General features: G+C 44.1%; 25 protein-coding genes. 19 read left to right on the top strand and 6 right to left on the bottom strand.

Annotation, left to right across the window (positions count from 1 at the left end; translation table 11 throughout):
- Window positions 1-48: 48 nt before the first annotated feature.
- On the bottom strand, window positions 49-1,401 hold the full coding sequence (gene degQ / locus FM038_RS21655) for a Do family serine endopeptidase DegQ (protein WP_142873892.1): 1,353 nt from the start codon (window positions 1,399-1,401) through the stop codon (window positions 49-51).
- Window positions 1,402-1,558: 157 nt separating this feature from the next.
- Window positions 1,559-1,933, bottom strand: a complete 375-nt coding sequence (locus FM038_RS21650) for a ZapG family protein (protein ID WP_142873893.1) — start codon at window positions 1,931-1,933, stop codon at window positions 1,559-1,561.
- A 101-nt stretch (window positions 1,934-2,034) separates the two neighbouring features.
- On the opposite strand from FM038_RS21650, the gene zapE reads away from it, so the two are divergent.
- The 11 genes from zapE to FM038_RS21595 all read left to right on the top strand — a co-directional run bounded on the left by zapE (window position 2,035) and on the right by FM038_RS21595 (window position 12,811).
- On the top strand, window positions 2,035-3,141 hold the full coding sequence (zapE, locus tag FM038_RS21645) for a cell division protein ZapE (RefSeq protein WP_142873894.1): 1,107 nt from the start codon (window positions 2,035-2,037) through the stop codon (window positions 3,139-3,141).
- Window positions 3,142-3,393: 252 nt separating this feature from the next.
- A complete protein-coding gene (gene rplM, locus FM038_RS21640) occupies window positions 3,394-3,825 on the top strand; it encodes a 50S ribosomal protein L13 (RefSeq protein WP_013049718.1) in 432 nt (143 codons plus the stop codon).
- A 14-nt stretch (window positions 3,826-3,839) separates the two neighbouring features.
- Window positions 3,840-4,232 carry a 30S ribosomal protein S9 gene (gene rpsI, locus FM038_RS21635; protein ID WP_142873895.1) on the top strand — a complete coding sequence of 131 codons (393 nt, stop codon included), beginning with the start codon at window positions 3,840-3,842 and terminating at the stop codon, window positions 4,230-4,232.
- A gap of 168 nt (window positions 4,233-4,400) precedes the next feature.
- Window positions 4,401-4,589, top strand: coding sequence for a DUF2065 domain-containing protein (locus tag FM038_RS21630; protein WP_142873896.1), 189 nt, complete (start codon window positions 4,401-4,403; stop codon window positions 4,587-4,589).
- 66 nt (window positions 4,590-4,655) lie between these two features.
- Window positions 4,656-5,951: an adenylosuccinate synthase gene (locus FM038_RS21625; RefSeq protein ID WP_142873897.1), complete on the top strand. Its 1,296-nt coding sequence runs from the start codon at window positions 4,656-4,658 to the stop codon at window positions 5,949-5,951.
- Window positions 5,952-6,177: 226 nt separating this feature from the next.
- Window positions 6,178-6,834 carry a tetratricopeptide repeat protein gene (locus FM038_RS21620; RefSeq protein WP_142873898.1) on the top strand — a complete coding sequence of 219 codons (657 nt, stop codon included), beginning with the start codon at window positions 6,178-6,180 and terminating at the stop codon, window positions 6,832-6,834.
- Window positions 6,835-6,902: 68 nt separating this feature from the next.
- Entirely contained in the window at window positions 6,903-9,404 is a 2,502-nt protein-coding gene (gene rnr, locus FM038_RS21615) for a ribonuclease R (RefSeq protein ID WP_142873899.1), read from the top strand.
- Between the two features lie 15 nt (window positions 9,405-9,419).
- Window positions 9,420-10,169 (top strand): 23S rRNA (guanosine(2251)-2'-O)-methyltransferase RlmB, encoded by a 750-nt coding sequence (rlmB, locus tag FM038_RS21610; RefSeq protein ID WP_142873900.1) that lies wholly within the window; start codon window positions 9,420-9,422, stop codon window positions 10,167-10,169.
- Between the two features lie 918 nt (window positions 10,170-11,087).
- Window positions 11,088-11,945 (top strand): hypothetical protein, encoded by an 858-nt coding sequence (locus tag FM038_RS21605; protein WP_142873901.1) that lies wholly within the window; start codon window positions 11,088-11,090, stop codon window positions 11,943-11,945.
- Window positions 11,946-12,095: 150 nt separating this feature from the next.
- The gene (locus FM038_RS21600; protein ID WP_142873902.1) at window positions 12,096-12,323 is read left to right on the top strand and encodes a DUF7669 domain-containing protein; all 228 of its coding nucleotides are present in this window, start codon (window positions 12,096-12,098) and stop codon (window positions 12,321-12,323) included.
- Between the two features lie 197 nt (window positions 12,324-12,520).
- The gene (locus FM038_RS21595) at window positions 12,521-12,811 is read left to right on the top strand and encodes a hypothetical protein (protein WP_142873903.1); all 291 of its coding nucleotides are present in this window, start codon (window positions 12,521-12,523) and stop codon (window positions 12,809-12,811) included.
- Between the two features lie 551 nt (window positions 12,812-13,362).
- On the opposite strand, the gene FM038_RS25340 is transcribed toward FM038_RS21595, so the two are convergent.
- A complete protein-coding gene (locus FM038_RS25340) occupies window positions 13,363-13,485 on the bottom strand; it encodes a hypothetical protein (protein ID WP_272877519.1) in 123 nt (40 codons plus the stop codon).
- A gap of 121 nt (window positions 13,486-13,606) precedes the next feature.
- Window positions 13,607-14,368 (bottom strand): DUF481 domain-containing protein, encoded by a 762-nt coding sequence (locus FM038_RS21590; protein ID WP_142873904.1) that lies wholly within the window; start codon window positions 14,366-14,368, stop codon window positions 13,607-13,609.
- A gap of 380 nt (window positions 14,369-14,748) precedes the next feature.
- Between FM038_RS21590 and rpsF the strand changes: the two genes are divergently transcribed.
- From rpsF to rplI, 4 genes are read left to right on the top strand one after another with little or no spacing between them, the layout of a single operon-like run.
- Window positions 14,749-15,177 (top strand): 30S ribosomal protein S6, encoded by a 429-nt coding sequence (gene rpsF, locus FM038_RS21585; RefSeq protein ID WP_142873905.1) that lies wholly within the window; start codon window positions 14,749-14,751, stop codon window positions 15,175-15,177.
- 8 nt (window positions 15,178-15,185) lie between these two features.
- Window positions 15,186-15,491 carry a primosomal replication protein N gene (gene priB / locus FM038_RS21580; RefSeq protein WP_142873906.1) on the top strand — a complete coding sequence of 102 codons (306 nt, stop codon included), beginning with the start codon at window positions 15,186-15,188 and terminating at the stop codon, window positions 15,489-15,491.
- A gap of 11 nt (window positions 15,492-15,502) precedes the next feature.
- Window positions 15,503-15,730, top strand: coding sequence for a 30S ribosomal protein S18 (rpsR, locus tag FM038_RS21575; protein WP_142873907.1), 228 nt, complete (start codon window positions 15,503-15,505; stop codon window positions 15,728-15,730).
- 27 nt (window positions 15,731-15,757) lie between these two features.
- Window positions 15,758-16,210, top strand: coding sequence for a 50S ribosomal protein L9 (gene rplI / locus FM038_RS21570; protein ID WP_142873908.1), 453 nt, complete (start codon window positions 15,758-15,760; stop codon window positions 16,208-16,210).
- A gap of 638 nt (window positions 16,211-16,848) precedes the next feature.
- Here the strand turns inward: rplI and FM038_RS21565 are convergent.
- Window positions 16,849-19,044, bottom strand: a complete 2,196-nt coding sequence (locus FM038_RS21565; RefSeq protein ID WP_419555653.1) for a S46 family peptidase — start codon at window positions 19,042-19,044, stop codon at window positions 16,849-16,851.
- A gap of 138 nt (window positions 19,045-19,182) precedes the next feature.
- Here FM038_RS21565 and dnaB point away from each other — a divergent pair, with 138 nt between their 5' ends.
- From dnaB to FM038_RS21550, 3 genes are all read left to right on the top strand, one after another.
- The gene (gene dnaB / locus FM038_RS21560) at window positions 19,183-20,589 is read left to right on the top strand and encodes a replicative DNA helicase (protein WP_142873910.1); all 1,407 of its coding nucleotides are present in this window, start codon (window positions 19,183-19,185) and stop codon (window positions 20,587-20,589) included.
- Window positions 20,590-20,773: 184 nt separating this feature from the next.
- Window positions 20,774-21,850: an alanine racemase gene (gene alr / locus FM038_RS21555; RefSeq protein ID WP_142873911.1), complete on the top strand. Its 1,077-nt coding sequence runs from the start codon at window positions 20,774-20,776 to the stop codon at window positions 21,848-21,850.
- Window positions 21,851-22,012: 162 nt separating this feature from the next.
- Complete coding sequence (locus FM038_RS21550; protein WP_142873912.1) at window positions 22,013-23,275, top strand: BamA/TamA family outer membrane protein; 1,263 nt, start codon at window positions 22,013-22,015, stop codon at window positions 23,273-23,275.
- A gap of 59 nt (window positions 23,276-23,334) precedes the next feature.
- On the opposite strand, the gene FM038_RS21545 is transcribed toward FM038_RS21550, so the two are convergent.
- Window positions 23,335-23,799 (bottom strand): chemotaxis protein CheX, encoded by a 465-nt coding sequence (locus FM038_RS21545; protein WP_142873913.1) that lies wholly within the window; start codon window positions 23,797-23,799, stop codon window positions 23,335-23,337.
- A 252-nt stretch (window positions 23,800-24,051) separates the two neighbouring features.
- On the opposite strand from FM038_RS21545, the gene dusA reads away from it, so the two are divergent.
- Window positions 24,052-25,053, top strand: coding sequence for a tRNA dihydrouridine(20/20a) synthase DusA (dusA, locus tag FM038_RS21540; protein WP_142873914.1), 1,002 nt, complete (start codon window positions 24,052-24,054; stop codon window positions 25,051-25,053).
- The last annotated feature ends 144 nt before the right edge of the window (window positions 25,054-25,197 follow it).

Below are 25,197 nucleotides of genomic sequence, written 5' to 3'. Positions count from 1 at the left end.
ATACTCTATTGAATATAACGAGTAGAGAATGACCCTAATGCTTAGGCTTTATCTTAAGACAAGATATAAGTTGGTCTTGCCACGCTTTATCTTCAAGGCTACCGCTCCTTGTTGATCGGCTAATATAGTCTTGAGTGATTTCAGATCGCTCACCTCTGAGCGGTTTACGCCGACGATGAGATCGCCTTTCTGTAGACCACTCGCAGCCGCCGGAGAGTTTTGTGCAATATCGGTGAGCTCAACGCCAGAATTTCTGTTTTCAAGCGCTGCACCCGCTAGCATTGGATGTATGGCTCCAGCAGCTGTTTCTGTTGTTTGACTCGCTTCGCCAAGTACGGCAGTTACCGTTTCTTTATCACCATCACGAATTAAGCCAAATTCAACTTTTGCTCCAGCTCCCATGGTGGCAACTTTTGCACGTAACTCCTGGAAACTCTTGATATTACGGCCATTGACGCTGACGATAATATCACCAGCTTGAATGCCGGCTTTATCGGCGGCGCTATCTGTCATCACCTGATCGACAAAACCGCCATGTTGAGTATCTAGACCAAAGCCTTGTGCCAGTTCATTAGTCAAGTCGCGTCCGGAAACACCGAGAACGCCGCGGCGGACTTCACCATGTTCGATGATCTGATCGACTAGGTTGTTGACCATATTGGCAGGGATAGCAAAACCTATGCCTACGTTACCGCCGCCTGGGGCGACAATGGCGGTATTGATACCGATTAGGTCACCATTAAGGTTGACCAGAGCGCCACCTGAGTTACCACTATTGATTGCCGCATCGGTTTGAATGAAGTTCTCTAACATCTCTATGCCTAGACCCGAGCGACCCATGGCACTAACAATGCCAGAAGTCACCGTTTGCCCTAGACCGAAAGGATTACCAATAGCGACGGCAAAGTCACCGACTCTTAACTCATCTGAATCTGCGCGTTTGAGTGCCACTAGTTTATCGGCTTTTATCTGCAGCAGTGCGATATCAGACTCTGGATCTGTGCCGATTAACTTAGCTTCGACTTCGCGGCCGTCGTGAAGGCCAATAAGAATTTCGTCAGCGCCTTCAATCACATGGTTGTTGGTGACGATATAGCCTTTCTCTGCATCGATAATAACGCCAGAACCTAGTCCTCTAAATGGACGTTCCTGCACTTGTTCTTGTGGGGCATTAGGACCAAAGAAATAACGAAAGGCATCGGGTACCTTCTGTTTTGATACATGGGTACCCGTTACAGCCACTGCAACAACAGCAGGAGTGGTTCGTTCAAGCATAGGCGCTAGGCTGGGCACGGTTTGACCCTCGACAGCCATAGGTATTGCAGCTTGAGATAGGCTAGGTGCCAAAGAGAGTGATGCAGTAAGTAAGGCTGCTGAGAGTAGGCTTAATTTGGTTTTCATCTATTGATAGCTCCAATATCGGATTCAATGGGATCACTTATAGATATAGGGATGTATTTATCTATATCAAGGCTGATACCAATCGGTATAGCGAGTGAGCTTTTATTACTGAATCCGACAAGGGATTAAAGATGAAAGTTCATTTTATTAACAAAGGTTAATTGTTTTGATTCACTATGATGACGCTTTCACTATCGAGTTCGTCAGTTTGCGTATTATCGCTCTCTTGAATGCTTGCCTGACTTGTTAACGTCGGCAGAGGCTTAGCCTTGCTTTTTGGTGCTAAGGTATTCGCGGCATCATTCCATTGTTTATTGATCTTGCTTAACTGCTCGGTAAATTCAGCAAGTTGTTTATGATGCAGCTCGAAATGGTCGGTCACTTCCTGCTTATGCTGACTCAGCTCTAATTTTGTTTGTTCTAAGACTTTTCCTTTACCGTTAGATTCATGGTTACGGGAGATAATCGTTCTACCGACATAGCCTAATACAATACCAAGAATAAATGTCGCAATGACTAAGGGCCATTCCATATAAAACTCCTTTACATCAGGAACTAAAAATTCGAATAAATATTTACTGCTGGCATGATACCATCTAGCCGTTCATTTAAGCATAAAAGAGATAATTTTACGTGTCCCAGCTAACTCCGTGGCAACATTACCAGCAAGACTTGACTCGAGCAGACTTTTCACATGATCCGGCGCAGGAGCAAGCGGTAAAAAGTTTGCAACGTGTGTTTGATGAGATCCAGCTTATTAATAGTAAGCCGAGCCCGCTGAAAAAACTGTTTTCTATGTTAGGCGCCAAAGAGCAAAGTGTGCAGGGCTTATATTTGTGGGGCGGAGTGGGCCGCGGTAAGACATATCTGATGGATACCTTTTATGACGCACTGCCTGGTGAGAGAAAACTCAGGGCACACTTTCATCGTTTTATGCATCAAGTTCATATCGATCTCGATAACTTGAAAGGGCAGAGGGATCCTCTGTTGATCATCGCCAAGCAGATGGCTGGTAAGTATCAGGTGATCTGTTTCGATGAGTTTTTTGTGTCGGACATTACCGATGCCATGTTACTCGGTACCTTGTTCCAAGCTTTATTCAAAGAGGGGGTTGCCTTAGTCGCGACCTCTAACATCATTCCCGATGAACTCTATCGTAACGGCTTACAGCGAGCCCGTTTTCTGCCAGCTATTGCTCTGATTAATCAACATTGTCAAATCCTCAATGTGGACTCAGGAATCGATTATCGCCTACGTACTCTGGAGCAAGCGGAGATCTATCACTTCCCTTTAGATGTTAAGGCGGACAGCAATTTACTCACGTATTTTGCTAAGTTGGCGCCAGAGTCAGAAGTCTCAACTGATGATATCGATATTGACGGACGTGACATTAATATACGCAAACAGGCTCAGGGCGTATTGTTGCTGGATTTTCTTGCGCTGTGCGATGGCCCTAGAAGCCAAAGAGATTATATGGAGTTGGCCTGTCTCTATCACACGGTATTACTCAGCGGTGTTAAGCAGATGGGCGATAAGGAAACTGGTGATGATATTGCCAGACGTTTCTTGGCTATGGTTGATGAGTTTTACGAGCGTAATGTCAAATTGATTATTTCGGCGGAAGTGTCTCTAGAAGATATCTATACCCAAGGCTTATTGAGTTTCGAGTTCAGACGTTGTCGTTCACGGCTTACCGAGATGCAGTCCCATGATTATCTCGCGTTAGAACACCTTCCTTAAAGCCATAAAGATATGGATTGTGGACCTAGATTAAGAGATATTCGAAAACTCTGTTTATTTAGATCAAAAATTAGGTGATTTTTAGCTCATCTTTGTCTATAATCCGCCACCTGCCCTCGTTACTCCATCAATTAGATGGAAGTTGTAAAGCCTAATTCTTTGCTCGAAGGGGCGGGGAATGGCACTATTTGTGTTTTTACCAATACTTGGTAAAGCATTTGAGACAGAATTTTAACATTGGGTTTTTGTAAAATGAAGACTACTTTTACTGCTACACCAGAGACAGTCACTCGCGAGTGGTTTGTTGTTGACGCCGAAGGTAAAACTTTGGGTCGTATCGCTACTGAAATTGCTTCACGTTTACGTGGTAAGCATAAGCCAGAGTATACACCTCATGTCGATACCGGCGACTACATCATCGTTATCAACGCTGAGAAAGTTACTGTTACTGGTAATAAAGCGAAAGGCAAAGTGTACTACTCGCATTCGGGTTTCATCGGTGGCATCAAGCAGATCACCTTTGAAAAGCTGCAGGCTCATAAGCCTGAAATGATTATCGAGAAAGCGGTTAAGGGTATGTTACCTAAAGGTCCTTTAGGACGTGCCATGTTCCGTAAACTTAAAGTTTACGCTGGTACAGAACATAACCACGCTGCACAACAACCTCAAGTTCTTGATATCTAAACAGGATTAAGCAAATGGCTGCAACTCAGTACTACGGCACTGGCCGTCGAAAAACATCTACTGCACGCGTATTCGCGAAAGCAGGAACTGGCAACATAATTGTCAATCAACTTCCACTAGATAAGTATTTTGGTCGTGAAACTGCTCGTATGGTTGTTCGTCAACCACTAGAGCTAGTTGAAATGACTGAAAAACTAGATATCTATGTAACTGTAAAGGGCGGTGGTATCACTGGCCAAGCAGGTGCAATTCGTCACGGTATTACCCGTGCATTGTTGGAGCTTGATGAAGCTCTACGTCCTTCTCTTCGTGCCGCTGGTTTCGTTACCCGTGATGCTCGTAAAGTTGAGCGTAAGAAAGTTGGTCTACGTAAATCACGTAAGAAGCCACAATTCTCAAAGCGTTAATTTTCGCTATCGAGAACTCAAAAAACCCAGCTTTTGCTGGGTTTTTTATTGTCTAAAATTTATTATAATTGATATTGTTCAATCAAAACGTACCCAGAGAAAGCATCACTTTGTTAATCTAACCTTAAGCAAATACTATTTACTGTACGCTACTCGGAATTCTAAATTATGTCTCTACAGCTAATCATGATTGCACTAGGGATAGTGCTTATTATCGAAGGGATCGGACCACTGTTATTTCCTAATCGCTGGAAAGCATATTTAAAGGAAATTTCGAATCAAAATCAGCAACTTCTACAACGTTTAGGTGGTGCATTAGTGACCGCTGGAGTTGTTTTGTTGATTATTTTTTCATAAATTACTTGCCTATAGCCCCTATAGATCTGCTAAAATCCCGTTTTAACCACTACCGTGCAGCAAATAATGGGCAAAAACGTCGTAGTTCTCGGCACCCAATGGGGTGACGAAGGAAAGGGTAAGATAGTCGATCTACTTACCGAACAGGCAAAATATGTCGTTCGATATCAAGGTGGCCACAATGCGGGTCACACACTCGTTATCGATGGTGACAAAACCGTTCTTCATCTTATTCCATCAGGGATCTTACGTGATAATGTAAAATGCATTATCGGTAATGGCGTGGTGCTAGCACCTGACGCTCTGATGACTGAGATCAACATGCTTAAAGGGCGTGGAGTTCCTGTAGAGGAACGTCTATTAATCTCCGAAGCGTGTCCACTCATCCTTCCTTTCCATTGTGCTCTAGATGTTGCCCGTGAAAAAGCGCGTGGTAATAATGCTATTGGTACTACGGGTCGTGGTATTGGTCCTGCTTATGAAGACAAGGTTTCACGCCGTGGTCTTCGTGTCGGTGATCTGTTTGATGCAGAGCTTTTCGCAGAGAAACTAAAAGAAGTGATGGGTTATCACAACTTCATGTTGACTGAGTACTACAAGTGCGAAGCTGTGGATTATGAAAAGACATTGAAAGATGCTTTGGCAATCGCTGATTACCTTAAGAGTATGTGTACTGACGTGACTGAATTGCTTGATACCGCTCGTAAAGCGGGTGAGCCAATTCTGTTTGAAGGCGCGCAGGGTACATTACTCGATATCGACCATGGTACTTATCCATTTGTAACCTCTTCTAATACTACCGCAGGTGGTGTTGCTACAGGTTCTGGATTTGGCCCACGTCATCTCGATTATGTATTGGGTATTATGAAGGCTTACACGACTCGCGTCGGAGCTGGACCATTCCCAACTGAGCTTGATTGTGAAATTGGTGACTACTTAGGTACTAAGGGTCACGAATTTGGTGCGACTACAGGTCGTAAGCGTCGTCCAGGTTGGTTAGATGTCGTTGCAATGAAGCGTGCAGTACAGATCAACAGCGTAAGCGGTTTCTGTCTGACCAAGCTAGATGTGCTAGATGGTCTGAAAGAAGTTAAGATCTGTGTCGGTTACCAGTATCCAGATGGAACTGTAGCGACAGTGACTCCACTTGCAGCCGAAGGCTACGAGAAGGTGACACCGGTACTGGAAACAATGCCAGGCTGGAGTGAAACAACTTTCGGTGCGACTTCTATAGAGCAATTGCCACAAGCGGCATTGAACTACATTAAGCGTCTGGAAGACTTGTTAGAAACGCCAATTGATATTATCTCTACGGGTCCCGATAGAAACGAGACCATGATTCTGGTGAATCCGTTTAGTTAATAGATTGAGGCCGCATATAGCGGCCTTTTTATTGACATAAGCGAAGGTTTAAATAGACTTGCTTAGGTTGAAGCAAATGCTCAAGAAAAACATCATGGTGCCGATGACCTATTATGTATAGTTAGTAGGGGAGTATTGATGAGACAAGTTATTCACTCAGTCAGCTGATAGTCGAATATTTTGTCTGATCACTACTTATATTTATGATTTTTTCGCGAGAGAGCTCATGTTACAAGAAGTGCTAAAAATTACATCGAAAACTACGCTAGGTTTACTATTGCTATCGATAGTGGCCTTAAGTCCTACAATGACTAGGGCTGAGACTCAGGCCGTCGATATATATAGTCAGGAGCAGTTAATTGAGCTGATCAGGACTAAGCAATATTTAACCCGAGTTCGTGGTGACGATTGCCAGCTTGTGCAAGATGTTGAAGCAAGAGCTGAGGTGCTAAAGCAGCCTCTGTATCAATACTTGTGGGCCGAAATGCTTAACCATGGTATTTGCGTCAAGGCGAACCCGCCAAGAGGGATCTCTTTATTGAGAGACTCTGCAGAGCAAGGGAGCGCCGAAGCAATGCTGAGGATCGCGGAATATTATCACGATGGACAATTTGTGATACAAGATCGTGAAAGAGCAATTCAGTTTGTCATGCCTGCGGCAGCCAATGGCGACCTGCCGTCTCGTATGATGTTAGTAAGACTATTTGGTGAAGGCTATGGTAGCCCCAGAGATTTTGAGATGGGTTACCACTGGCTATATAACGATGTATTTAGTGATGAGGCTACAAAAGAGAAAGCCTTAGAATTATTGAAGGTGCTAGAGCAGAAAATGCCGCCCAGCGCAGTTGCTAGGGCAAAACAGGAGCACCTGAGATCCCGATAAATAATACCTTTTATATGTAAGTAATTGGTATGGCCCGGAATATACCGGGTAGAAATTTGAGATATTGAATGATCAAAGATCCGCATTTAAAGCGTGAACAAGACACATACGAAAACCCCATTCCAAGCCGCGAGTTTATTTTAGAGTACTTGCGATCCGAAAAATCTCCTCTTAACCGTGAACGAATCGCAACGGCGTTAAAACTCGAAAGTGAAGAACACCTCGAAGCGCTACGCAGACGTTTACGTGCCATGGAGAGAGATGGGCAGCTGGTATTTACCCGTGGTCAAGCCTATGGCTTACCTGAACGCATGGACCTACTGACTGGGACTATCATAGGTCACAGAGATGGTTTCGGCTTCTTGAAGCTGGAAGAGGGAGGCGATGACCTCTTTATCAATAACCGTGACATGTTGATGTATTTCCACGGTGATAAGGTGCTGGCTCAAAAAGCCGGCGTTGACCGTAAAGGCCGACGTGAAGCGCGTATCGTTCGTTTAGTTGAACAGAGAGCCGCTGCTTTAGTGGGGCGTTTCCATTTAGATTCTGGCATGGCTTTCGTCATTGCCGATGACAGGCGCATAGGTCAAGAGATACTCATTGCCGATGAGGACCGTAATGGTGCTCGCCAGGGTGATGTCGTGGTACTCGAATTGACCCGTCGTCCGGGCCGCTATGTGAAGGCCGCAGGTAAAGTCACCGAAGTTCTAGGTAAACAACTCGCTCCAGGCATGGAGATCGAAATTGCCCTGCGTAATTACGATCTGCCACATACCTGGTCGAGTTTAATTGAGAAGAAGCTGCGCGCTATTCCTGATGAAGTGACCGAAGCAGACAAAGTGGACCGTGTCGACTTACGTCATCTGCCTCTTGTCACCATAGATGGCGAAGATGCCCGAGATTTCGATGATGCCGTTTATGCTGAATCGAAGAAGAGCGGTGGCTGGCGTCTTTGGGTAGCGATTGCCGATGTGAGCCATTATGTGCGCACCGAATCTGCTTTAGATAAGGAAGCACGTAGTCGAGGAAATTCAGTTTATTTCCCATCGCAAGTGATCCCTATGCTGCCAGAGAAGATCTCTAATGGATTATGTTCTTTGATGCCAGAGGTTGACCGCTTATGTATGGTGGCAGAAATGACCATTTCTGCTGCGGGCAAGCTGTCAGGATATAAATTCTATTCGGCTGTTATGCATTCTCATGCGCGTCTGACTTATACCCAGGTTGCCGATATGCTTGAAGGCGGTGAGGTGAGCGATAAGCTTAAGCCAATATTCCCGCATCTGCAGACGTTGCAATCTCTGTATCTTACTCTAGATGAAACTCGCGCCGAGCGTGGTGCCATTGCATTTGAAACCACTGAAACTCAGTTTGTTTTCAATGATGATCGGAAGATCGACAGCATAATACCGCGCAATCGTAATCAGGCTCATAAGATCATCGAAGAGTGTATGATTTTGGCCAACGTGGCCTCGGCTAAGTTTGTTAAGAAGCATAAAGGCGAAGTACTGTACCGTGTCCATGAGGCACCATCAGAGCAGAAGCTGACTAACTTTAAGGACTTCCTTAAAGAGCGCGGCTTAACGATAGAGGGTGGGCTTGAGCCGACGCCTAAAGATTACCAAGCTGTGATGGAGCAGATTGCCGATAGACCCGACGCAGAGTTGATTCAGATTATGTTGCTGCGCTCTATGCGTCAGGCAACTTATACGCCGGATAATGAAGGTCACTTTGGTTTAGCACTCGAGGCATACTCTCACTTTACCTCGCCTATTCGTCGTTACCCAGATCTGATCCTGCACCGGGTTATTCGCTACTTGTTAGCGAAAGAGAAGGGAGAGGGGAAAGAGAAATGGACAACGGATGGTGGTTATAACTATCAGCTAGAAGAGTTAGATCTTCTTGGTGTCGAGTGTTCTACCACTGAGCGCCGTGCCGATGAGGCGACCCGTGATGTGAGTGATTGGCTCAAATGTGAATTTATGCAAGACCATGTGGGTGACACGTTTGAGGCTGTTATAGCGTCAGTGACACACTTTGGTATGTTTGTTCGCTTGGACAAGCTATTTATCGATGGCTTAGTGCATATCTCAAGCTTAGGCAGTGACTATTTCCAGTATGATAATATGCGTCAGCGTTTGGTTGGAGAGACATCCGGTCAAATTTATCAGCTTGGTGATGCGATAACGGTTAAGGTTGCCGGTGTAAACTTAGATGATCGCCAAATCGATCTTATGATGGAAGGTGATGACGCTAAGTCTAAGCGTCCTAGCCGAGGCAAGAAGCCGATGACCGCCAGAGAGCGAGTCAATGCAGAAGGCGCTAAGCGAGGCAAAGCTGATAAGAGCGATAAGCCTAAACGACGTGGTTCTCGTTCGAAAGCTGCGGCGGGCAAAGACTCTGGTGATAAGAGCTTTGGGTCCGGTAAAGCAAGTACCAGTGATGGGGCTAAGAAGTCCGGCACTAAAACAAAAACGGCGGCTAAGAAGTCGAAGGCTAAAAAGTCTTCAGCAAAAAAGGCTTCGGTAAAGAAAAACCCAGCTAAGCGTAAAGCTAAAGCAAGCAAGTAATAGAGACTGAAATAGATGAAAAAACAAGATATCACCTTCGGAATTCACGCTGTTGAAGCGGTACTCAAGCATAGTCCGGAGCGAGTGATCGAAATGTGGGTGCAGGCTGGCCGTGATGATCAAAGATTAGCTAGTCTACTTCTGGTAGCTGCTGAGTACGGAATTTCAGTGCAAACATCAGCGCGAAAAGTCCTTGATGAGAAAGCTGACAATGGACAACACCAAGGTGTGTTAGCCCGTGTAAAAGCCGTTAAGCAGCTCAATGATAATGATCTATCGACACTGATTGATAAGCTAGTAGAGAAGACGGAAACGCCTTTCTTTTTAATCTTAGATGGTGTTACCGACCCACATAACTTAGGCGCTTGCCTACGTAATGCAGATGCTGCAGGTGTACACGGTGTTATCGTACCTCGTGATAACTCAGTTGGTCTAACGCCAACGGTGAGTAAAGTGGCTTGTGGCGCGGCAGAAGTGGTGCCTTTGTTTCAGGTGACCAACTTAGCACGCACCATGAAGAGCCTACAAGATAAAGGACTCTGGATCGTTGGTGCAGCGGGTGAAGCCGATAGCGACTTATACAAGACAGATCTTAAAGGTCCACTGGCTATCGCTATGGGCGCCGAAGATAAAGGTCTGCGTCGTTTAACCCGTGAAGGTTGTGATTCGATTGCATCGATTCCTATGTCAGGATCGGTTTCAAGCCTGAACGTCTCCGTTGCCAGCGGAATTTGCATGTTCGAAGCTGTAAGACAACGTCTATAGTCGCGAATTCGACTAGGTTAATTTTCTTTGGCTAGCTGGTGTTAGTCAGAGTTATTGAATGCCGATGTGGTTTAGACCTCATCGGCATTTTTGTATCTGATTATTGTCACTTGATGGTTTAGTTTATGGCTAAGTTGGTATTGGATAGTGTGTTTGTAATTTTCAGCTTCATTGTTATCTATCGCTTGCAGCGGGCTTATGTGCAGATACTTCTGCAAGACGCCGTGAACACTTCCATGTGGGCTCTACCAAAACATCCCTGTTTTGGAAGCTCGCAGCCGCACCTACACCCGTTTATCTATCTCTTCGATTTAGTCTTTGTTGTGATGGAACGCAGTCCAACATTTGTCATTCCCGCAATGCTTGTGGGCGGGAATCTACAGCCCTTGCAAAGAGTAAGTTTGAATACATTTTCTGTTGTTGGGTCTAGGCAATATAGGCATTTGGTTGATCATTAAGGTCGTACTTTCAATGTTACTTATAGCCTGCGGCGGTGCAGTGCAGGGTCTTGTATGTTCCAGACATACATAAGACATTTCCTATATCCCTATAGGTCAGATGTACCAATGTCGTGGAGGCAGGATTCCTAAGGACGACCTTATGTGCACTCTTTCAGTTGAGAAGGTTCTGCGAGCCGCTGGCTCTTGATTTCATAAGAGTACAATCCCTATAGGCTCTGCAAAAATGTCCCTGCTTGGAAACTAGCAGCATCTATACTAGTTGATCTATAAGACAATTTGACCTTATTCGCTCCGACCCCTTTATCCTTTTTTCTTCACGAAGTGGGAAATAATACTTTTGCAGCAATGAGTTATAGGTGGTAGATTTTACCTAAGTTAACAAGCAGCCAAGAGCGCTATTGTGCTGTTATTGAATAAGACGTTATATTTTTAATCCATTCAATCATACAAGGTTAAGATGACACCAGAATATCGAATCGATGTAGAACAAAGAATAGAATCATATTTAGCTGGCAATGATGTTAATGGCATCAAATATATGCAAGTTGAGCAGACTTTTGATGAACTCGGAATTGAAATCTACGTTTGGAACATAAAAACTAACGATGGTAATTGGTGGGTTGTTGAAGGCGAAGCTGTTCCCATGAATTTATACACTCAAAATGAGTTTTATTTTTCTGCTGATGAGGCATATTCATTTCATTTGGGGATAACGCAGAGACGACAAGCACAACATCATCAGGATTTTAAACATGTAATTGATGAAGTTCCCCTTGATATTGAGCATATTAAATCTATTAGCCGTAGGCTGAATAATGCCGCACTTGAACTAAATAATGTGTCGGGACCAGAAGACATTCAGTCAATTGGTTTAACATGTAGGGAAAGTCTAATCGAGTTAGCAGGAGTGTTAGCTCAAGATAACCCAGATATTCTCAAAGAAAGCGATTTGAAAACAGCTGACTTTAAAGGGATTTCCAAGGCTGTTATTAGTCTTTATGCCCCCGGGAAAAGTAATAGCAAGCTACGAAAGCGCTGTCGAGATTTAGTTGAGGGTGCTTGGGATCATTCGTCTGAGGTTGTGCATTCACCGAACAAAAATATTCCTGACGCTAAAATTTGCTTACTATTTACTTGTTCTGCTGTATCGGTGATACAAAATTTGTTTTTAAAATATCTTGGTTTTGATGATGAGCCTAAATGCCCTGAATGTAAAAGTATGGATTATGAGTTATTTGCTCATGACAATACCGAAAAAATGGTTCTTAGTTGCAATGCTTGTGGTCACAAAGAAATGACAGCAGAAAAAATATAACAAAACAAATCAATCATATGCATTACGGCTTGTCCTTGTTTTTGCTAAAACAAAACGCAGCAAAATACCGTCAAACCTATGCGCTGTTGTTTACGGCGTGATGTGGCTGTTCAGTTTTGGGAATTATCAATAATTTAAGAGGTGGAATTTATGGAAAGAAAAGACAAAATATCAGATGCGATTAAGCGTAGTTTCAAATCCGGTGAAAGAATTACAACAAAAACAATCATAACTACTGTTCAGGGGCTATATCCTGAAATTCCTGAAGGCAGTATTTTACCGAGTGACTTTTGTGATAACCATAGCAATGAAGATCCTTTTTCGGGTAACTACCATATTTTCAATAAGGTAAGTCGCGGTATATACATTGTGTTGTAAATCAAAATTGTATCGTTTGACCACATAAGATAACAACGTACTGGACATATTATGGCTGTCGCGTTTTTTGCTAAAAAAAGCCTGCAAAAACACCGCCAGCTTACGCGCTAGTGTTTGCGGCGATATGGGGCAGCCTTACCAATTATGAAATAACTACAAGTCGAAACTAATTAATAGAATAATCAATAGGGAATAATATGATCACAGATGGTGAGTTAACTTTAAAATCAGGATTTAAATATCAAGTTGAATTACACTCCGTCAAAACTGACAGTATGGGCAACCTTCACGGAGGAACATTCAAGAATAATACAGACTTTCAAGCACAAATAAAGAGAGATGCAAGAACTGCAGGATCATGGAAAGCAGTACAAGAAATGAATATCCAATTCTACTATCATGGTAATACTTTTCATTGTGATATTCTTGTGCAAGATTTATTAGAGGATTACCCAGTATTTCAAGTGGTTAAAGAATTATCCATGTAAAACTAACATAATAAATGGCCTGAGATGGCCAACACAAGCTGGATGCGGTGCTGTAGTTTTCTGGCATTGCCTCGCTGTAATCCCGCACCCGGCGGCGTAACCCTTTGGGTGTACGTGTTGTAGTACTAAGTACATTCAGGTGTAAACGCGGCTATGACCTTCCGTGACAGGGATGTCACGGTAGAGCCCACGGGGATTGTGCTTGCGGCGTGTCACTGAAGTGTTTGCACTTAAGCCCACGGCGGGTGATAGATAATTATGAAGTGATGGTTGGCAGGTCGCTGCCTGATAACAAAACTAGCCTAATGAACCAATAAAAAACATTTCAATAAATGGTTATCAGACAGGTCAGTGCATGTATGTCCTGAATTGAGTTAGAGGCAAATTTTAAGCTTAAATCGAAGTGATAAACACTCAGGTGTAAACGCAGCTGCGACCTTCCGTGACAGGGATGTCACGGCAGAGCGCCCAGGGATGGGTCTACAGCGTGTCACAGAAGCGTTTGCACTAAAGCCTGCTGCAAGCAATAAATACCAATGAAGCTTTGGTATTTAATCAACTAACCAAATACCAAGCCAGCCAGATGAACCCATAAAAGATATTTCAGCAACTTGTAATCCGACAAGCTCAACTCGATGATGTCTCGTTGAAGAGCTATATGTTGGGCGTGCCATAGAAAGTCTATAGGGAAGAGTAAAGCCGCTTGTTTTTATAAACTTACAGCTTAAAACTTATCGCTTACGACTCTTCTTTGAGCCTCAATCCTAGTTTCTCTAACCTAGGGCCTCGAACCTTCTACTGGAACGTATACAGTAAGTTGAATGTCGTTATGGTGTCTGTTTGCTCGGTGCCTTCGGGTACCACGTCTGTGTACTTGATGTTGACGCCTATCTTGAAGGCCCAGTCTTGGAAGAGGGTGTTCTTGTAGTTCATATCTAATGTGAGGGTGCTGTTGTCTTCGCCTACTTCCGCGGTGAGGTCGGCGTTGAGGCTGGTGTACTCTTGTAATTTCTGTTCAAACTTGGCCGCGGTACGGATAATGATATCTTTATTGGGCGCAGGGTCTGGCTCTGATTCTGTTTCGATGGGCATGTTATATCGGTAACCCGGACCGATTTCTAAGCTGAGTTTAGTATCACTATTTGATACGGCATCGAAACCATAACCCGTAGAAATCGTAGATATTTGAGTATAACTACCGAAGCGGTCAAGGGTGAAGTCACCTCGACCAAATATGTAGCCATCGTCAAGCCATGAAAAATCATTGTTTAGTTTATAACTGGACTGCAACTGCACATCATATTTTTCGGCCGTGGTGTTTTCATTATCGGCTGCGTAATAGAGCTTAAAGGTCCCTTCCTGTCTAAACTGCTCCGTATCATAGACAAGTTTGGTTCTACCGTTAAAGCTACTGGATTCAGTATTACCGGTATTGAGTTGCAAGCCCGCTTCTATTTCAGCAGTGAAATCACTCGGTAGCTCTTGATAGTCAGGTGGAACTAAGGCCCAGGCTGAAAGAGGAGCTGATAAAAGTAGGGCAGATAAAACTCTAAACATTATTTTATTCTTACTATTATTTTAATGTGATGAGGATCAATGGTGGCAAGCTAGCATCATACCTATTGTGTAGACGCTCGGTAAAGTGAATATGACGATACAAATTCGAATATCTGTTGTCATATTTATCACAGTAATAAGTCTGAGACGATTAATGAGCCGGGCTAATGGCTCTGCTTAATGTACTTTGTCCTGAGCGAATGTAACTAGAGACATTAGTGTTAGCGCATAGCGTGACAAAAACTGTCGATACTGCTTGAATTCAGATTCGGATTTGTGTAGTATCTTGCGGCTTAAATCAGTCACTTTAATTAGTTCCTTGCCTCTATTTGGTTTGACTGAGCCAACAACGAGGCTAGATAACCGTAAGGAGCAAAAATATGCGTCATTATGAAATCGTATTTTTGGTTCACCCTGATCAGAGTGAACAAGTACCTAGTATGATTGAGCGTTACACGGGTATCATTACCCAAGCTGGCGGTCAAATTCATCGTTTAGAAGATTGGGGCCGTCGTCAACTGGCTTACCCAATAATCGAACTGCATAAAGCTCACTATGTTCTTATGAACGTAGAAGCATCTGCTGAGTCGGTTGAAGAACTTGAGACAGCTTTCCGTTTCAACGATGCTGTATTGCGTAACATGGTTATGCGTACTAAAGCTGCTATCACTGAAGCATCTCCTATGGCTAAAGCTAAAGACGAACGTGATTCACGTCGTTCAAGCGAAGGCGAGCGTCGTAGTGCGCCTGTTGAAGCTAAAGAAGCACCTGCTGAAGTTAAAGAAGCCGCTGAAAAAGCAGCTGAGTAAGTTTTTCTGTGGCCACCAATCACTTGGTGTTATCGGGAACCATTACGCGTTCCAGAAGCTTTAAAAGCCCAGCAGGTATCGCACATTGTGTGGTGATGTTGGAACACAAATCCCAGTGTTTCGAAGCTGATATGCTGAGAAACGTATACTGTCAGATACAAGTGATATTTAGTGGTGAGCGCTTTGAAAGCGCGACAGATAAGCTGAAAATTGGTGTGGATATCGAGGTGCAAGGCTTTATCGCTCTCCAGCAGAGTCGAAATGGCCAGAACCGTTTAGTTGTCCACGCTGAAAATGTCGAATTGAAAACTTAGGAGACTGTCACATGGCACGTTATTTCCGTCGTCGCAAGTTCTGCCGTTTTACTGCAGAAGGTGTAATTGAGATTGATTACAAAGATATCGTTACTCTGAAGAATTATGTTACTGAAAGTGGCAAAATTGTTCCTAGTCGTATCACAGGTACAAATGCTAAATATCAACGTCAACTAGCTCGCGCTATCAAGCGTGCTCGTTATCTTTCTCTACTGCCTTATACTGATCTACATCAGTAATAGCGCAACCATTTAGAGGAATTAATAATGAACGTTATTTTACTTGATAAAATTGCTAACCTAGGAAATCTTGGTGACCAAGTTGCAGTTAAGTCTGGTTACGCACGTAACTACCTTCTGCCACAGGGTAAAGCAGTTGTTGCTAATACTGCTAACACTGAAGTTTTTGAAGCACGTCGTGCTGAGCTAGAAGCTAAGTTAGCTGCGACCCTTACTGCTGCAAACGAGCGCGCTGAGAAACTCAACGCTCTTGAGTCTGTTGTTATCGCTTCTAAAGCTGGTGACGAAGGCAAGCTGTTCGGTTCAATTGGTAACCGTGACATCGCTGATGCAGTTACGGCTGCTGGTGTTGAACTTGCTAAGAGCGAAGTTCGTCTTTCATTAGGCGCATTGCGTACTACTGGTGAATTCGAAGTTGAAGTTCAGGTTCACTCAGAAGTTAAAGCTATTGTTAAGATTTCTGTTGTTGCAGAAGACTAATACATTAGTTTAAAGCGAATGACTTAATGCTTTGGCATTAAGGGGATAGCTTTAAAAGAAAACACCGCACTAATTTATTAGGCGGTGTTTTTTTATGTCTGGAAAAAAGAAGATGCTGTGCTGGTAGGGCTAAGAAGATGTTGAGTTGTAGGACCGGCTTTAGCCGGGAGAGGATGAATCCTTGAACCTCGGGGCTAAAGCCCCTCCTACAGAAAAGAAGACACTACGCTAGTAGGGCTGCGTCGGTTATTGTTCCCTACATAGCCGACATTTCCATCATCCATGGCGGTCAGATTACGTTGAGTTGTAGGACCGGCTTTAGCCGGGAAGGATGAACCAGTGAACTTCGGGGCTAAAGCCCCTCCTACAGAAAAGAAGACGCTACGCTGGTAGGGCTGCGTCGGTTATTGTTCCCTACATAGCCGACATTTCCATCATCCATGGCGGTCAGATTACGTTGAGTTGTAGGACCGGCTTTAGCCGGGAAGGATGAACCTGTGAACCTCGGGGCTAAAGACCCTCCTACAAATAGGCGAAGCCGTCCACGTAGTGATAGGCCAAAGGCCGTCGTCTCAGCTTTTACATCTATTCCTAAAAAGCCTAGGGCCTAAAACCTAGGCCCTAGAAACTTTTGCAACTTAGTTTCTAACTAAATCCAACTCGGCTATCAAGTTATCCGCATGGTCCACTTCATCCATCATCCAGAGGATATAACGGAAATCCACATGTACGGCGCGAGTGATCGTTGGGTTGAAGAACCAGTCCTTGGTTATCGCTTCATAGGTGGAATCGAAGTTGAGGCCAACTAACTCTCCCTTGCCGTTAAATACGGGAGACCCCGAGTTTCCACCTGTGGTATCGACACTCGATAGGAAGTTAACTGGCACCGAATTAAACTCTTCTGGCTTATCTAAACAAGAAAACAAACGGCATATCCAAGATGTAGGATCTTGGTATACCGTTTCAACCTTATGACTGCCATAGCGTTGCTCTTCAATGGCCTTAAGAAGCTTAGATGGTGCGTTGAAAGGCTCTACGCCTGTATGTTTGGCCGTTATGCCTTCGAGGCGTGTGAAAGGTTGCTTATATAAGGCGTCTGTCGATTGATATCCGTCGACCATGCCATAGCTGATACGCAAGGTGCCATTGGCGTCTGGGTATACAGGCCAGTCATTAGCCTTGTAGTAGCTGATAATGGCTTTCATATAGTCAGGGCGGGCTTGAGAAAGATCACCTGCTAGTGTTTTCTTGTCCTTCTCCTGTGCCATTTTTGTATCATAAAGCGCTACAGCTAAGCGAATAAATGGATCGGCACTGGTCTCGAACGCTTCGGCTTTGGCATCCATCCAGGCTAATCGTTTATCCTGATCTGTCAGGGAGGTTAATGAGTAGAGGCCATCAAGCTTTTCAGATAGAGAAGCGGACTGCTTATTATCTATAAGCATAGCGTCCAAAGCGGCAACTCGATTTTCTTGTGCCTTGTATGCCTCTAGGTCTTGTAACCATAAGGTTTTATCCACGGCAATATCGAAGCTAGAATCTATTCGCTTAAGACGAGCCTTAAACATCTTCATGTCACGCTCTTGATAACCCTCTTCACGATCACTGTCGGCTTTGGCCTTCTCTTTTGATAATCGATACAGCTTATTTGCTGCTGCAAGTAAGGCGCTAGATTGAGCATTCTCGAAATAGTAACGAGTTTGGCTGTCAATGCGTTTCTTGGCGAGTAGGCTCTCGAGCTTATCGAATTTAGCTTGATATGACTGGTAGGTCTTATCGGTCGCTAGCCATTGTTTGAAATCATCTTCACGGCTCTGCTTGATACCTGCAATATCCGTGGCCTTAAAGCCATCGAGTAAGCCATTATACTTTTTCATGCGGTTAGCCATTCCCGCGAGTGTGCCAGCGTATTTAATTTTCACGGCCTTATCTGCAGCGCTCATGGTTTCGATGGTATCGATGCGCAGTTGATAACGACCGGCTAATGTCGGATATAACCAATCGCTGGCAAATTTAAGTTCACTGGTTAGGCGGTAGCGACTGGTTGAGCCTGGATATCCTGCGACAAACACACCATCACCGGCTTTTACGCCGTCAGTGTTTATCTTTAGGTGGCTTTTGGGCTGATAAGGTACATTGTCCTGGCTAAACACTGCAGGTTTGCCATCTTTACCAACGTAAGCACGTAAGAAAGTAAAATCTGCAGAGTGACGCGGGTATTCGTAGTTATCTATGTCGCCGCCAAATGCACCTGCACTCTCAGGTGGTGCATAGACTAAACGTACGTCACGGATGATCAATTGCTTGATGAGATAGTATTCTAAACCGTTGTGAAAACTTCTGACTGAGCAACGGTAGTTATCATCATTCTCACACTTTTTAATCAGTGACTTTCTATTTGACTGTATCTCTTCGTAGCGTATTAATGGGTCTTGGCTTAAGTTTTGTGTGACTTGTTCGCTGACATCGGTTACCGCCTCTGTGATGTATAATCTTTCGTTCGGTCCAGCGGTTGGTTCATCGATTTTGCTTGTTGCCAGGAAGCCATCGGCAAGATAATTATGCTCTTTTTTACTGTTGTATTGAATGGCTCGGTACGCACAGTGATGGTTTGTGACAACTAACCCTTGGGGAGATACGAAACTGGCAGTACAATAGCCGAGTCCGACAACGGCATTCATCGGATATTGGCTGAGATCAGCCAATTGCTTCGCAGGGATCTCAATCCCTTTTTCGCTAAGCTTATCTGCAATCGATGGCATTTGATAAGGCTGCCATTGTCCCTCATCTGCAAGTACTTGGCTCGATGCCAATACGACAACAGATGACAACATAAATGCTGAGATCAATGCATTGCGCATAGTGATTCCTTGTTTTATTTATAGTTAGAATAGGAAGTTGTTTAATTCCTGTTTTTATTGAGCCAGTTTTATATCATATTTTTGTGTAATCGTTGGAAGTTTGGAGATTAAATGTCACAGCAAGGTCCGTTTAAGGCTAAACAAAAGCCTAGAGATATCCAGATGGATGCCCTCAAGATGCCACCGCACTCTTTAGAGGCTGAACAATCAGTACTTGGTGGCTTGATGCTGGACTCAGATGCTTGGGATAGAGTTTCAGAAGCGGTAGTTGCTGAAGATTTCTATTCTCGCTCGCATAAGATGATTTTTACTGCGATGGCAACCTTAACCGGTGGTGGTCATCCGATCGATCTGATCACGGTCTCTGAGCAGTTAGAAGTCGAAGACCAGTTAGAGGATGCCGGCGGCTTCGCATATATTGGTGAAATAGCAAAGAATACCCCGAGTGCGGGCAACATACTCTCTTATGCGGGGATTGTGCGAGAACGTGCGGTTGTACGCGAGATGATTAAGGTCGCTAATGAGATAGCCGATGCAGGTTTTAACCCTGAGGGGCGTAACTCCAGCGAACTATTAGATTTCGCCGAGACAAAAGTCTTTAAGATTGCCGAATCTCGTGCCAATGCTAACGAAGGGCCTGAAGGGATCAAGACGATCCTAGAGAAAACCGTCGATAAGATTGAAGAGTTGTATAACAACCCTACCAATGGTGTGACTGGGGTTTCTAGTGGTTTTGGCGATCTAGATAAAATGACCGCAGGTTTTCAATCGGGTGATTTGATCATTGTTGCAGCGCGTCCATCTATGGGTAAGACCACATTTGCGATGAACTTATGTGAGCAGGCGGCGCTTAACGAAGATAAGCCAGTACTTATTTTTAGTTTGGAGATGCCTTCGGAACAGATCATGATGCGTATGTTGGCATCGCTAGGCCGAGTCGATCAGACCAAGATACGTACGGGTCAGCTGGATGATGATGATTGGGCTCGTGTTTCATCAACCATGGGTATTATGCTAGAGCAAGGTAAGATGTATATCGATGATGGCTCAGGTTTAACACCGACGGATGTTCGAAGCCGAGCTAGGCGAATAGCCCGCGAGCACGGCGGATTGTCGATGATCATGATCGATTACCTTCAGCTAATGCAAGTGCCAGCACTGAAAGATAACCGAACCTTGGAAATTTCCGAGATATCACGCTCACTTAAGGCGTTAGCTAAAGAGTTAGAGATCCCGGTCGTTGCGCTGTCTCAGCTTAACCGTTCATTGGAGCAACGTGCCGACAAGCGTCCAATAAACTCGGATTTGCGTGAATCAGGCGCGATTGAGCAAGATGCCGACCTCATCATGTTTATTTATCGTGATGAGGTATATAACGATGACTCTGAACATAAAGGTGTGGCAGAGATCATTATTGGTAAGCAGCGTAACGGACCCATTGGGCGTATCGCTTTGACCTTCCAAGGGCAATTTTCACGTTTCGATAATTATGCGGGTCCTCAGTTCCAGGAAGACTAAGCGTCCAGCCATTATCTGGGTGTGTGGTAATTGATAGAACTGACATTAAACCAAGATTAAACGTGATTCATATAGAGAGCAGTTAATTGATCATTGGCTGCACTCTAGATAGATTCATTGCTCATATTTTTATTACTGATTTAAAGCAGACAATATCAGTTGTTTTAAAAAATAAGGTTATTCATTGAAACCATTTCCACGTGCAGAGATCAGCGCTAAAGCACTTAAGCACAATTTAGCCCGTCTGCGACAAATCGCGCCCTCGAGTAAAGTGATGGCAGTCGTTAAAGCGAATGGTTATGGTCATGGGCTGTTGAATGTGGCCCACTGTATTGAAGAGGCCGATGGTTTCGGCCTTGCTAGGCTAGAAGAGGCTATTGCATTACGTGATGGCGGTATCGATGCCAAGCTAATTTTACTCGAAGGTTTCTTCAGGAGTGTGGATCTTCAAACACTGGTTGAAAACAGTATTGAGACGGTTATTCATAATGAAGTTCAACTGGATATGCTAGAACAAGCTGAATTGTCTAATCCCATTTCAGTATGGTTGAAAATTGATACAGGAATGCATCGACTGGGCTTTACTCCCGAACAGTTTAATGATGTGTATGCCCGCCTTGAGGCGATGCCTCAAGTTGCCAAACCCATCAACTTAATGTCCCACTTCGCTTGTGCCGACGAACCTGCTAATCCCTGTACTAGCAAACAGATGAAGCTTTTCAATCAGTTGACAAAAAATTCACCAGGTGAGTATACCCTTGCTAATTCAGCTGGCACTCTATATTGGCCAGAGAGCCATGGAGATTGGATCAGACCAGGCATTGCGCTCTACGGTGTATCTCCTGTCATTGGGGATTTGGGTGCTAACCATGGCTTAATTCCAGCGATGAAACTGGTGTCTCAGCTGATTGCGGTGCGTGATCATAAAGCGGGAGAGCCCGTAGGCTATGGAAGCTTCTGGAAAGCGAAGTCTGATACGGTATTGGGAGTTGTTGCTATTGGCTATGGTGATGGCTACCCGAGGAATGCTCCTGAGGGGACCCCGGTTTGGGTTAATGGACGCCTAGTACCGATTGTAGGAAGAGTCTCTATGGATATGCTGACGGTAGATCTAGGGATCGACTCTTCTGATGCTATCGGTGATGAAGTTATATTGTGGGGGGAGCCACTCCCTGTTGAGTTAGTTGCTGAGCATATTGGCACCATTGCCTATGAATTAGTGACAAAGCTTACCCCTCGTGTTGCTGTGTGCATGGAATAGCACGTAGAAATATTTTCTTGTTGTATCGATTGTTGAGCAGGATGTTCAGAATCGAATTGAGAATACCTTTTGGAATATCAAAAAATATCTAGTCTCCTATTTATCATTCTATGTGTTTCTGTAATAGGCACAGCTAGTGCGGACGTGCTTCCGGCTAGTGAAATGAGCTCTGATGCTCAGAGTGGTAATCTTGTTAAACCTGAGATGAGCAGTGAAGAGATCAGTAACCAGAGCAAGCATCAATATGAGCCTGAAGTTGCTGCCGTTCCATTTATCTTCTCTACCGAGACGCTAAGTACTACGGTTGGCGGTGCAGTAGTGGTTAAGCATGCGGGTCAGCCACAAGCTTCCATATTCGCTATTGGACTTTATAGTAGTAATGATAGCTGGGTGAGTTATCTTGGTGTAAATAGCTATCAGCTACCAAAACTTGATCAATGGTTATTTTCAGGTGAGTTTTATAGGGCTAATTATAAGCAAGGGATCTATTTTGTACCTGGAGAGTCAGGTGCAATCAACAGCGGCCCTAACGTGGCTGAGTCATCACCGACTCATCGAATCGTCACCGTGGGTGATGAGTCATATTCCAAAGTTCATATCAAATATGTCTTGCCATGGGGCAAGGGGACAAATGGCGCGGCAAGAAGTTTGATGCCTTCGAAGCAAGGTGATGATTTTAGCTGGGATCCAAGACAGTCAGGTGTGACGAGTATTGAGCTCACCCCTTTTGTGAAGACTCAGGAATTATTAGGCTATGAAGACCTGCCCAGTCGAGCACAAGGGCTGGAATTAAAACTTGATTGGGATAATCGTGATAATGGTAAGAACAGTAGTAGAGGTGGGCATACAAGTCTGACTGTTAGCCGCGATTTTGGTTCTAGTGGTCATAGTGATATTAATGATGACCGCGAAAGTTGGACTACTTGGGAGTTTGAGCAGAGTGCCTTCTTCTCGCTTGGTGGTAATGCTTGGTTTCCACAACAAATCTTAGCATTGAACTTCTACCTTGCCGATACGCCGACTTGGAATGAATATGATTCTGGAACAGAGCAGTATCAGCGGCCACCTTCTTTTGCGGGAGTTAGCTTAGGAGGATTTGATCACTTAAGAGGCTATTCCAGTAGACAGTTTGTTGGACGAAGCGCCGTGCTCTATTCTGCAGAGTATCGAGTACAACCGGAATGGCAACCACTACAAAACCTTCCGGTATTTAATCTCTATGACGTACCTTGGTGGCAATGGGTGATGTTTGCAGAAGCTGGACAAGTGGCAGATAACTTCAGTGCTAGCGAGCTCCATGATGATATGAAATGGACTCTAGGTGCAGGTGCAAGGTTTGAAGTTGAAAGTGTGGTGGTAAGAGCTGAAGTGGCATTTGGCGAGGATTCGAAGCAGTTTTGGATTATGGTTAATCAACCTTTCTAACGCCAGTTACTTTACCTAGATAGTATGGTTTTCAATCTATCTAGGTAAGTGAGATTAGGTTAATTTTCGAAACAGATCTCTATATAGGCCGAGCCGTGAGGACTGGTAAATGGCATGAGGATCTTCTTTCCATCGGCTTTATGTGAGATGCGATGACCTAGGCCAGCAACAACAACTGGAGTCGCCATTTCGAATTCATAACCTTTCTCTCCTAAAATATTCTTAGCCCCTCCGGTTACCATATTGGTAATTTCACCGACGAGATCGGTTATTTCATCATTTATTTCACCAGGGTTTTCACCTAGCATATTTTGCATTATCTCTAAAATGAGCGATTGCTCGAAGGTGATGGATAGAGAACCTTTCGTTTGAGGCCCCACCATACCAATAAGACCCGAAACATCTCCTTTAGCTAGGTTATCAGTCTTTATTTTGGGCTTTCCTGGAGTCAGTTGCATGTTCGCCATGGTTGAGATGACGTTAAGCAATGACTCTAAAAATGGGTTAATGAAATTAACGTTCATAAATAATTCCGTATTAGTCAGCTTTTTACGCGAGAATGAAAGCTTGTTTGCCTTACGAATATACACCTTTATAAAGCTTAGGCTATTTTTGATTTAGCTTCATTTTTATATTGTGGATGGTTCATATTTGTGAATTGTCTGGAGTTGGTTTGTCTCTGGAGCTGAGTCGGTGTAAAATGCGCGCCCGGCTCTTGTTTGCTGGGATGTATTCAATTTGGGCTTAGGCTCGTTCTTAACTAGGTTCAGTCATTTATGTCATCAATTGTTACTCCAAGCTTGGCTAAGTTAACCAAGATAAATCGCACCTTCTCGATTGCGCCTATGCTCGATTGGACCGATCGCCATTATCGCTATCTGGCGAGGGTTATGTCAGCCGAGTTACTTCTTTATACGGAGATGGTGACCACAGGGGCAATTATTCATGGTAAAGGTGACTACTTAGGCTATAACGACGAAGAAAACCCGTTGGCGCTTCAGTTAGGTGGGTCAAATCCACATGATTTAGCAAGGTGCGCCAAGTTAGCTTTCGATCGCGGTTATGATGAGATAAATCTGAATGTAGGCTGCCCATCGGATCGAGTGCAAAGTGGTCGCTTCGGTGCATGTCTGATGGCTGAGCCTAAATTAGTGGCTGAGTGTGTGACGGCGATGAAGCAGGTTGTCGATATTCCGGTGACGGTTAAGACCCGCATTGGTATCGATGATCAAGATAGCTATGAATTTCTGAGCGAGTTTGTCGAGACTGTGAGTCATGTCGGCTGTGATACGTTTATTGTTCATGCAAGAAAAGCATGGTTGCAAGGGTTAAGTCCTAAACAGAACCGTGAGATCCCGCCATTAGATTATCAACGTGTGTATCGATTAAAGAAAGATCATCCGAGTTTGAATATCTCAATTAATGGCGGGGTTAAGACATTAAGTGAGTGCCGTGAGCACCTTCTGCACTTAGATGGCGTGATGGTTGGTAGAGAAGCCTATCAAAACCCTTATCTATTGGCTGAGGTGGACCAGCAGCTTTGTGGTAGCGACAAGCCAGTATTGAGCAGAGATGCTGTTTTGGAGAAATTTATTCCTTATATAGAGAAACATCTCATTAGTGGTGGTCGTTTAAACCATATCACCCGTCATATGACTGGTATGTTTCAGGGGGAGCCGGGTTCACGCGCCTGGAGACGCTATATTAGTGAAAATGCCCATAAGCCTGGTGCTGGGATTGAAGTCATTGAACAAGCTAGAAAAATGATGACTTTATAACTTATTTTTTGATGAAGAAGCCGCCTACTAGGCGGCTTTTTGTTGTCTGCTATCCGAACAATTACCTTATTTAGTTAATTTCACTAGCCCATGGTTAAAACGACTAATTTATTATTTTTCTTCCTACATCACTTCCAATATTCA

This window comes from Shewanella eurypsychrophilus (assembly GCF_007004545.3).
Classification (GTDB): Bacteria; Pseudomonadota; Gammaproteobacteria; order Enterobacterales; family Shewanellaceae; genus Shewanella; species Shewanella eurypsychrophilus.
The sequence above is the reverse complement of the archived record's forward strand: the minus strand, read 5'-3'. Positions and strand labels throughout refer to the sequence as shown.

Coding starts and splice junctions, on each gene's coding strand:
- degQ (WP_142873892.1), bottom strand. CDS start 1,401: ATGAAAACCAAATTAAGCCTACTCTCAGCAGCCTTACTTACTGCATCA.
- FM038_RS21650 (WP_142873893.1), bottom strand. CDS start 1,933: ATGGAATGGCCCTTAGTCATTGCGACATTTATTCTTGGTATTGTATTA.
- rplM (WP_013049718.1), top strand. CDS start 3,394: ATGAAGACTACTTTTACTGCTACACCAGAGACAGTCACTCGCGAGTGG.
- rpsI (WP_142873895.1), top strand. CDS start 3,840: ATGGCTGCAACTCAGTACTACGGCACTGGCCGTCGAAAAACATCTACT.
- FM038_RS21630 (WP_142873896.1), top strand. CDS start 4,401: ATGTCTCTACAGCTAATCATGATTGCACTAGGGATAGTGCTTATTATC.
- FM038_RS21625 (WP_142873897.1), top strand. CDS start 4,656: ATGGGCAAAAACGTCGTAGTTCTCGGCACCCAATGGGGTGACGAAGGA.
- FM038_RS21620 (WP_142873898.1), top strand. CDS start 6,178: ATGTTACAAGAAGTGCTAAAAATTACATCGAAAACTACGCTAGGTTTA.
- rnr (WP_142873899.1), top strand. CDS start 6,903: ATGATCAAAGATCCGCATTTAAAGCGTGAACAAGACACATACGAAAAC.
- rlmB (WP_142873900.1), top strand. CDS start 9,420: ATGAAAAAACAAGATATCACCTTCGGAATTCACGCTGTTGAAGCGGTA.
- FM038_RS21605 (WP_142873901.1), top strand. CDS start 11,088: ATGACACCAGAATATCGAATCGATGTAGAACAAAGAATAGAATCATAT.
- FM038_RS21600 (WP_142873902.1), top strand. CDS start 12,096: ATGGAAAGAAAAGACAAAATATCAGATGCGATTAAGCGTAGTTTCAAA.
- FM038_RS21595 (WP_142873903.1), top strand. CDS start 12,521: ATGATCACAGATGGTGAGTTAACTTTAAAATCAGGATTTAAATATCAA.
- FM038_RS25340 (WP_272877519.1), bottom strand. CDS start 13,485: ATGGCACGCCCAACATATAGCTCTTCAACGAGACATCATCGAGTTGAG.
- FM038_RS21590 (WP_142873904.1), bottom strand. CDS start 14,368: ATGTTTAGAGTTTTATCTGCCCTACTTTTATCAGCTCCTCTTTCAGCC.
- rpsF (WP_142873905.1), top strand. CDS start 14,749: ATGCGTCATTATGAAATCGTATTTTTGGTTCACCCTGATCAGAGTGAA.
- rpsR (WP_142873907.1), top strand. CDS start 15,503: ATGGCACGTTATTTCCGTCGTCGCAAGTTCTGCCGTTTTACTGCAGAA.
- rplI (WP_142873908.1), top strand. CDS start 15,758: ATGAACGTTATTTTACTTGATAAAATTGCTAACCTAGGAAATCTTGGT.
- FM038_RS21565 (WP_419555653.1), bottom strand. CDS start 19,044: ATGTTGTCATCTGTTGTCGTATTGGCATCGAGCCAAGTACTTGCAGAT.
- dnaB (WP_142873910.1), top strand. CDS start 19,183: ATGTCACAGCAAGGTCCGTTTAAGGCTAAACAAAAGCCTAGAGATATC.
- FM038_RS21550 (WP_142873912.1), top strand. CDS start 22,013: ATGAGCTCTGATGCTCAGAGTGGTAATCTTGTTAAACCTGAGATGAGC.
- FM038_RS21545 (WP_142873913.1), bottom strand. CDS start 23,799: ATGAACGTTAATTTCATTAACCCATTTTTAGAGTCATTGCTTAACGTC.
- dusA (WP_142873914.1), top strand. CDS start 24,052: ATGTCATCAATTGTTACTCCAAGCTTGGCTAAGTTAACCAAGATAAAT.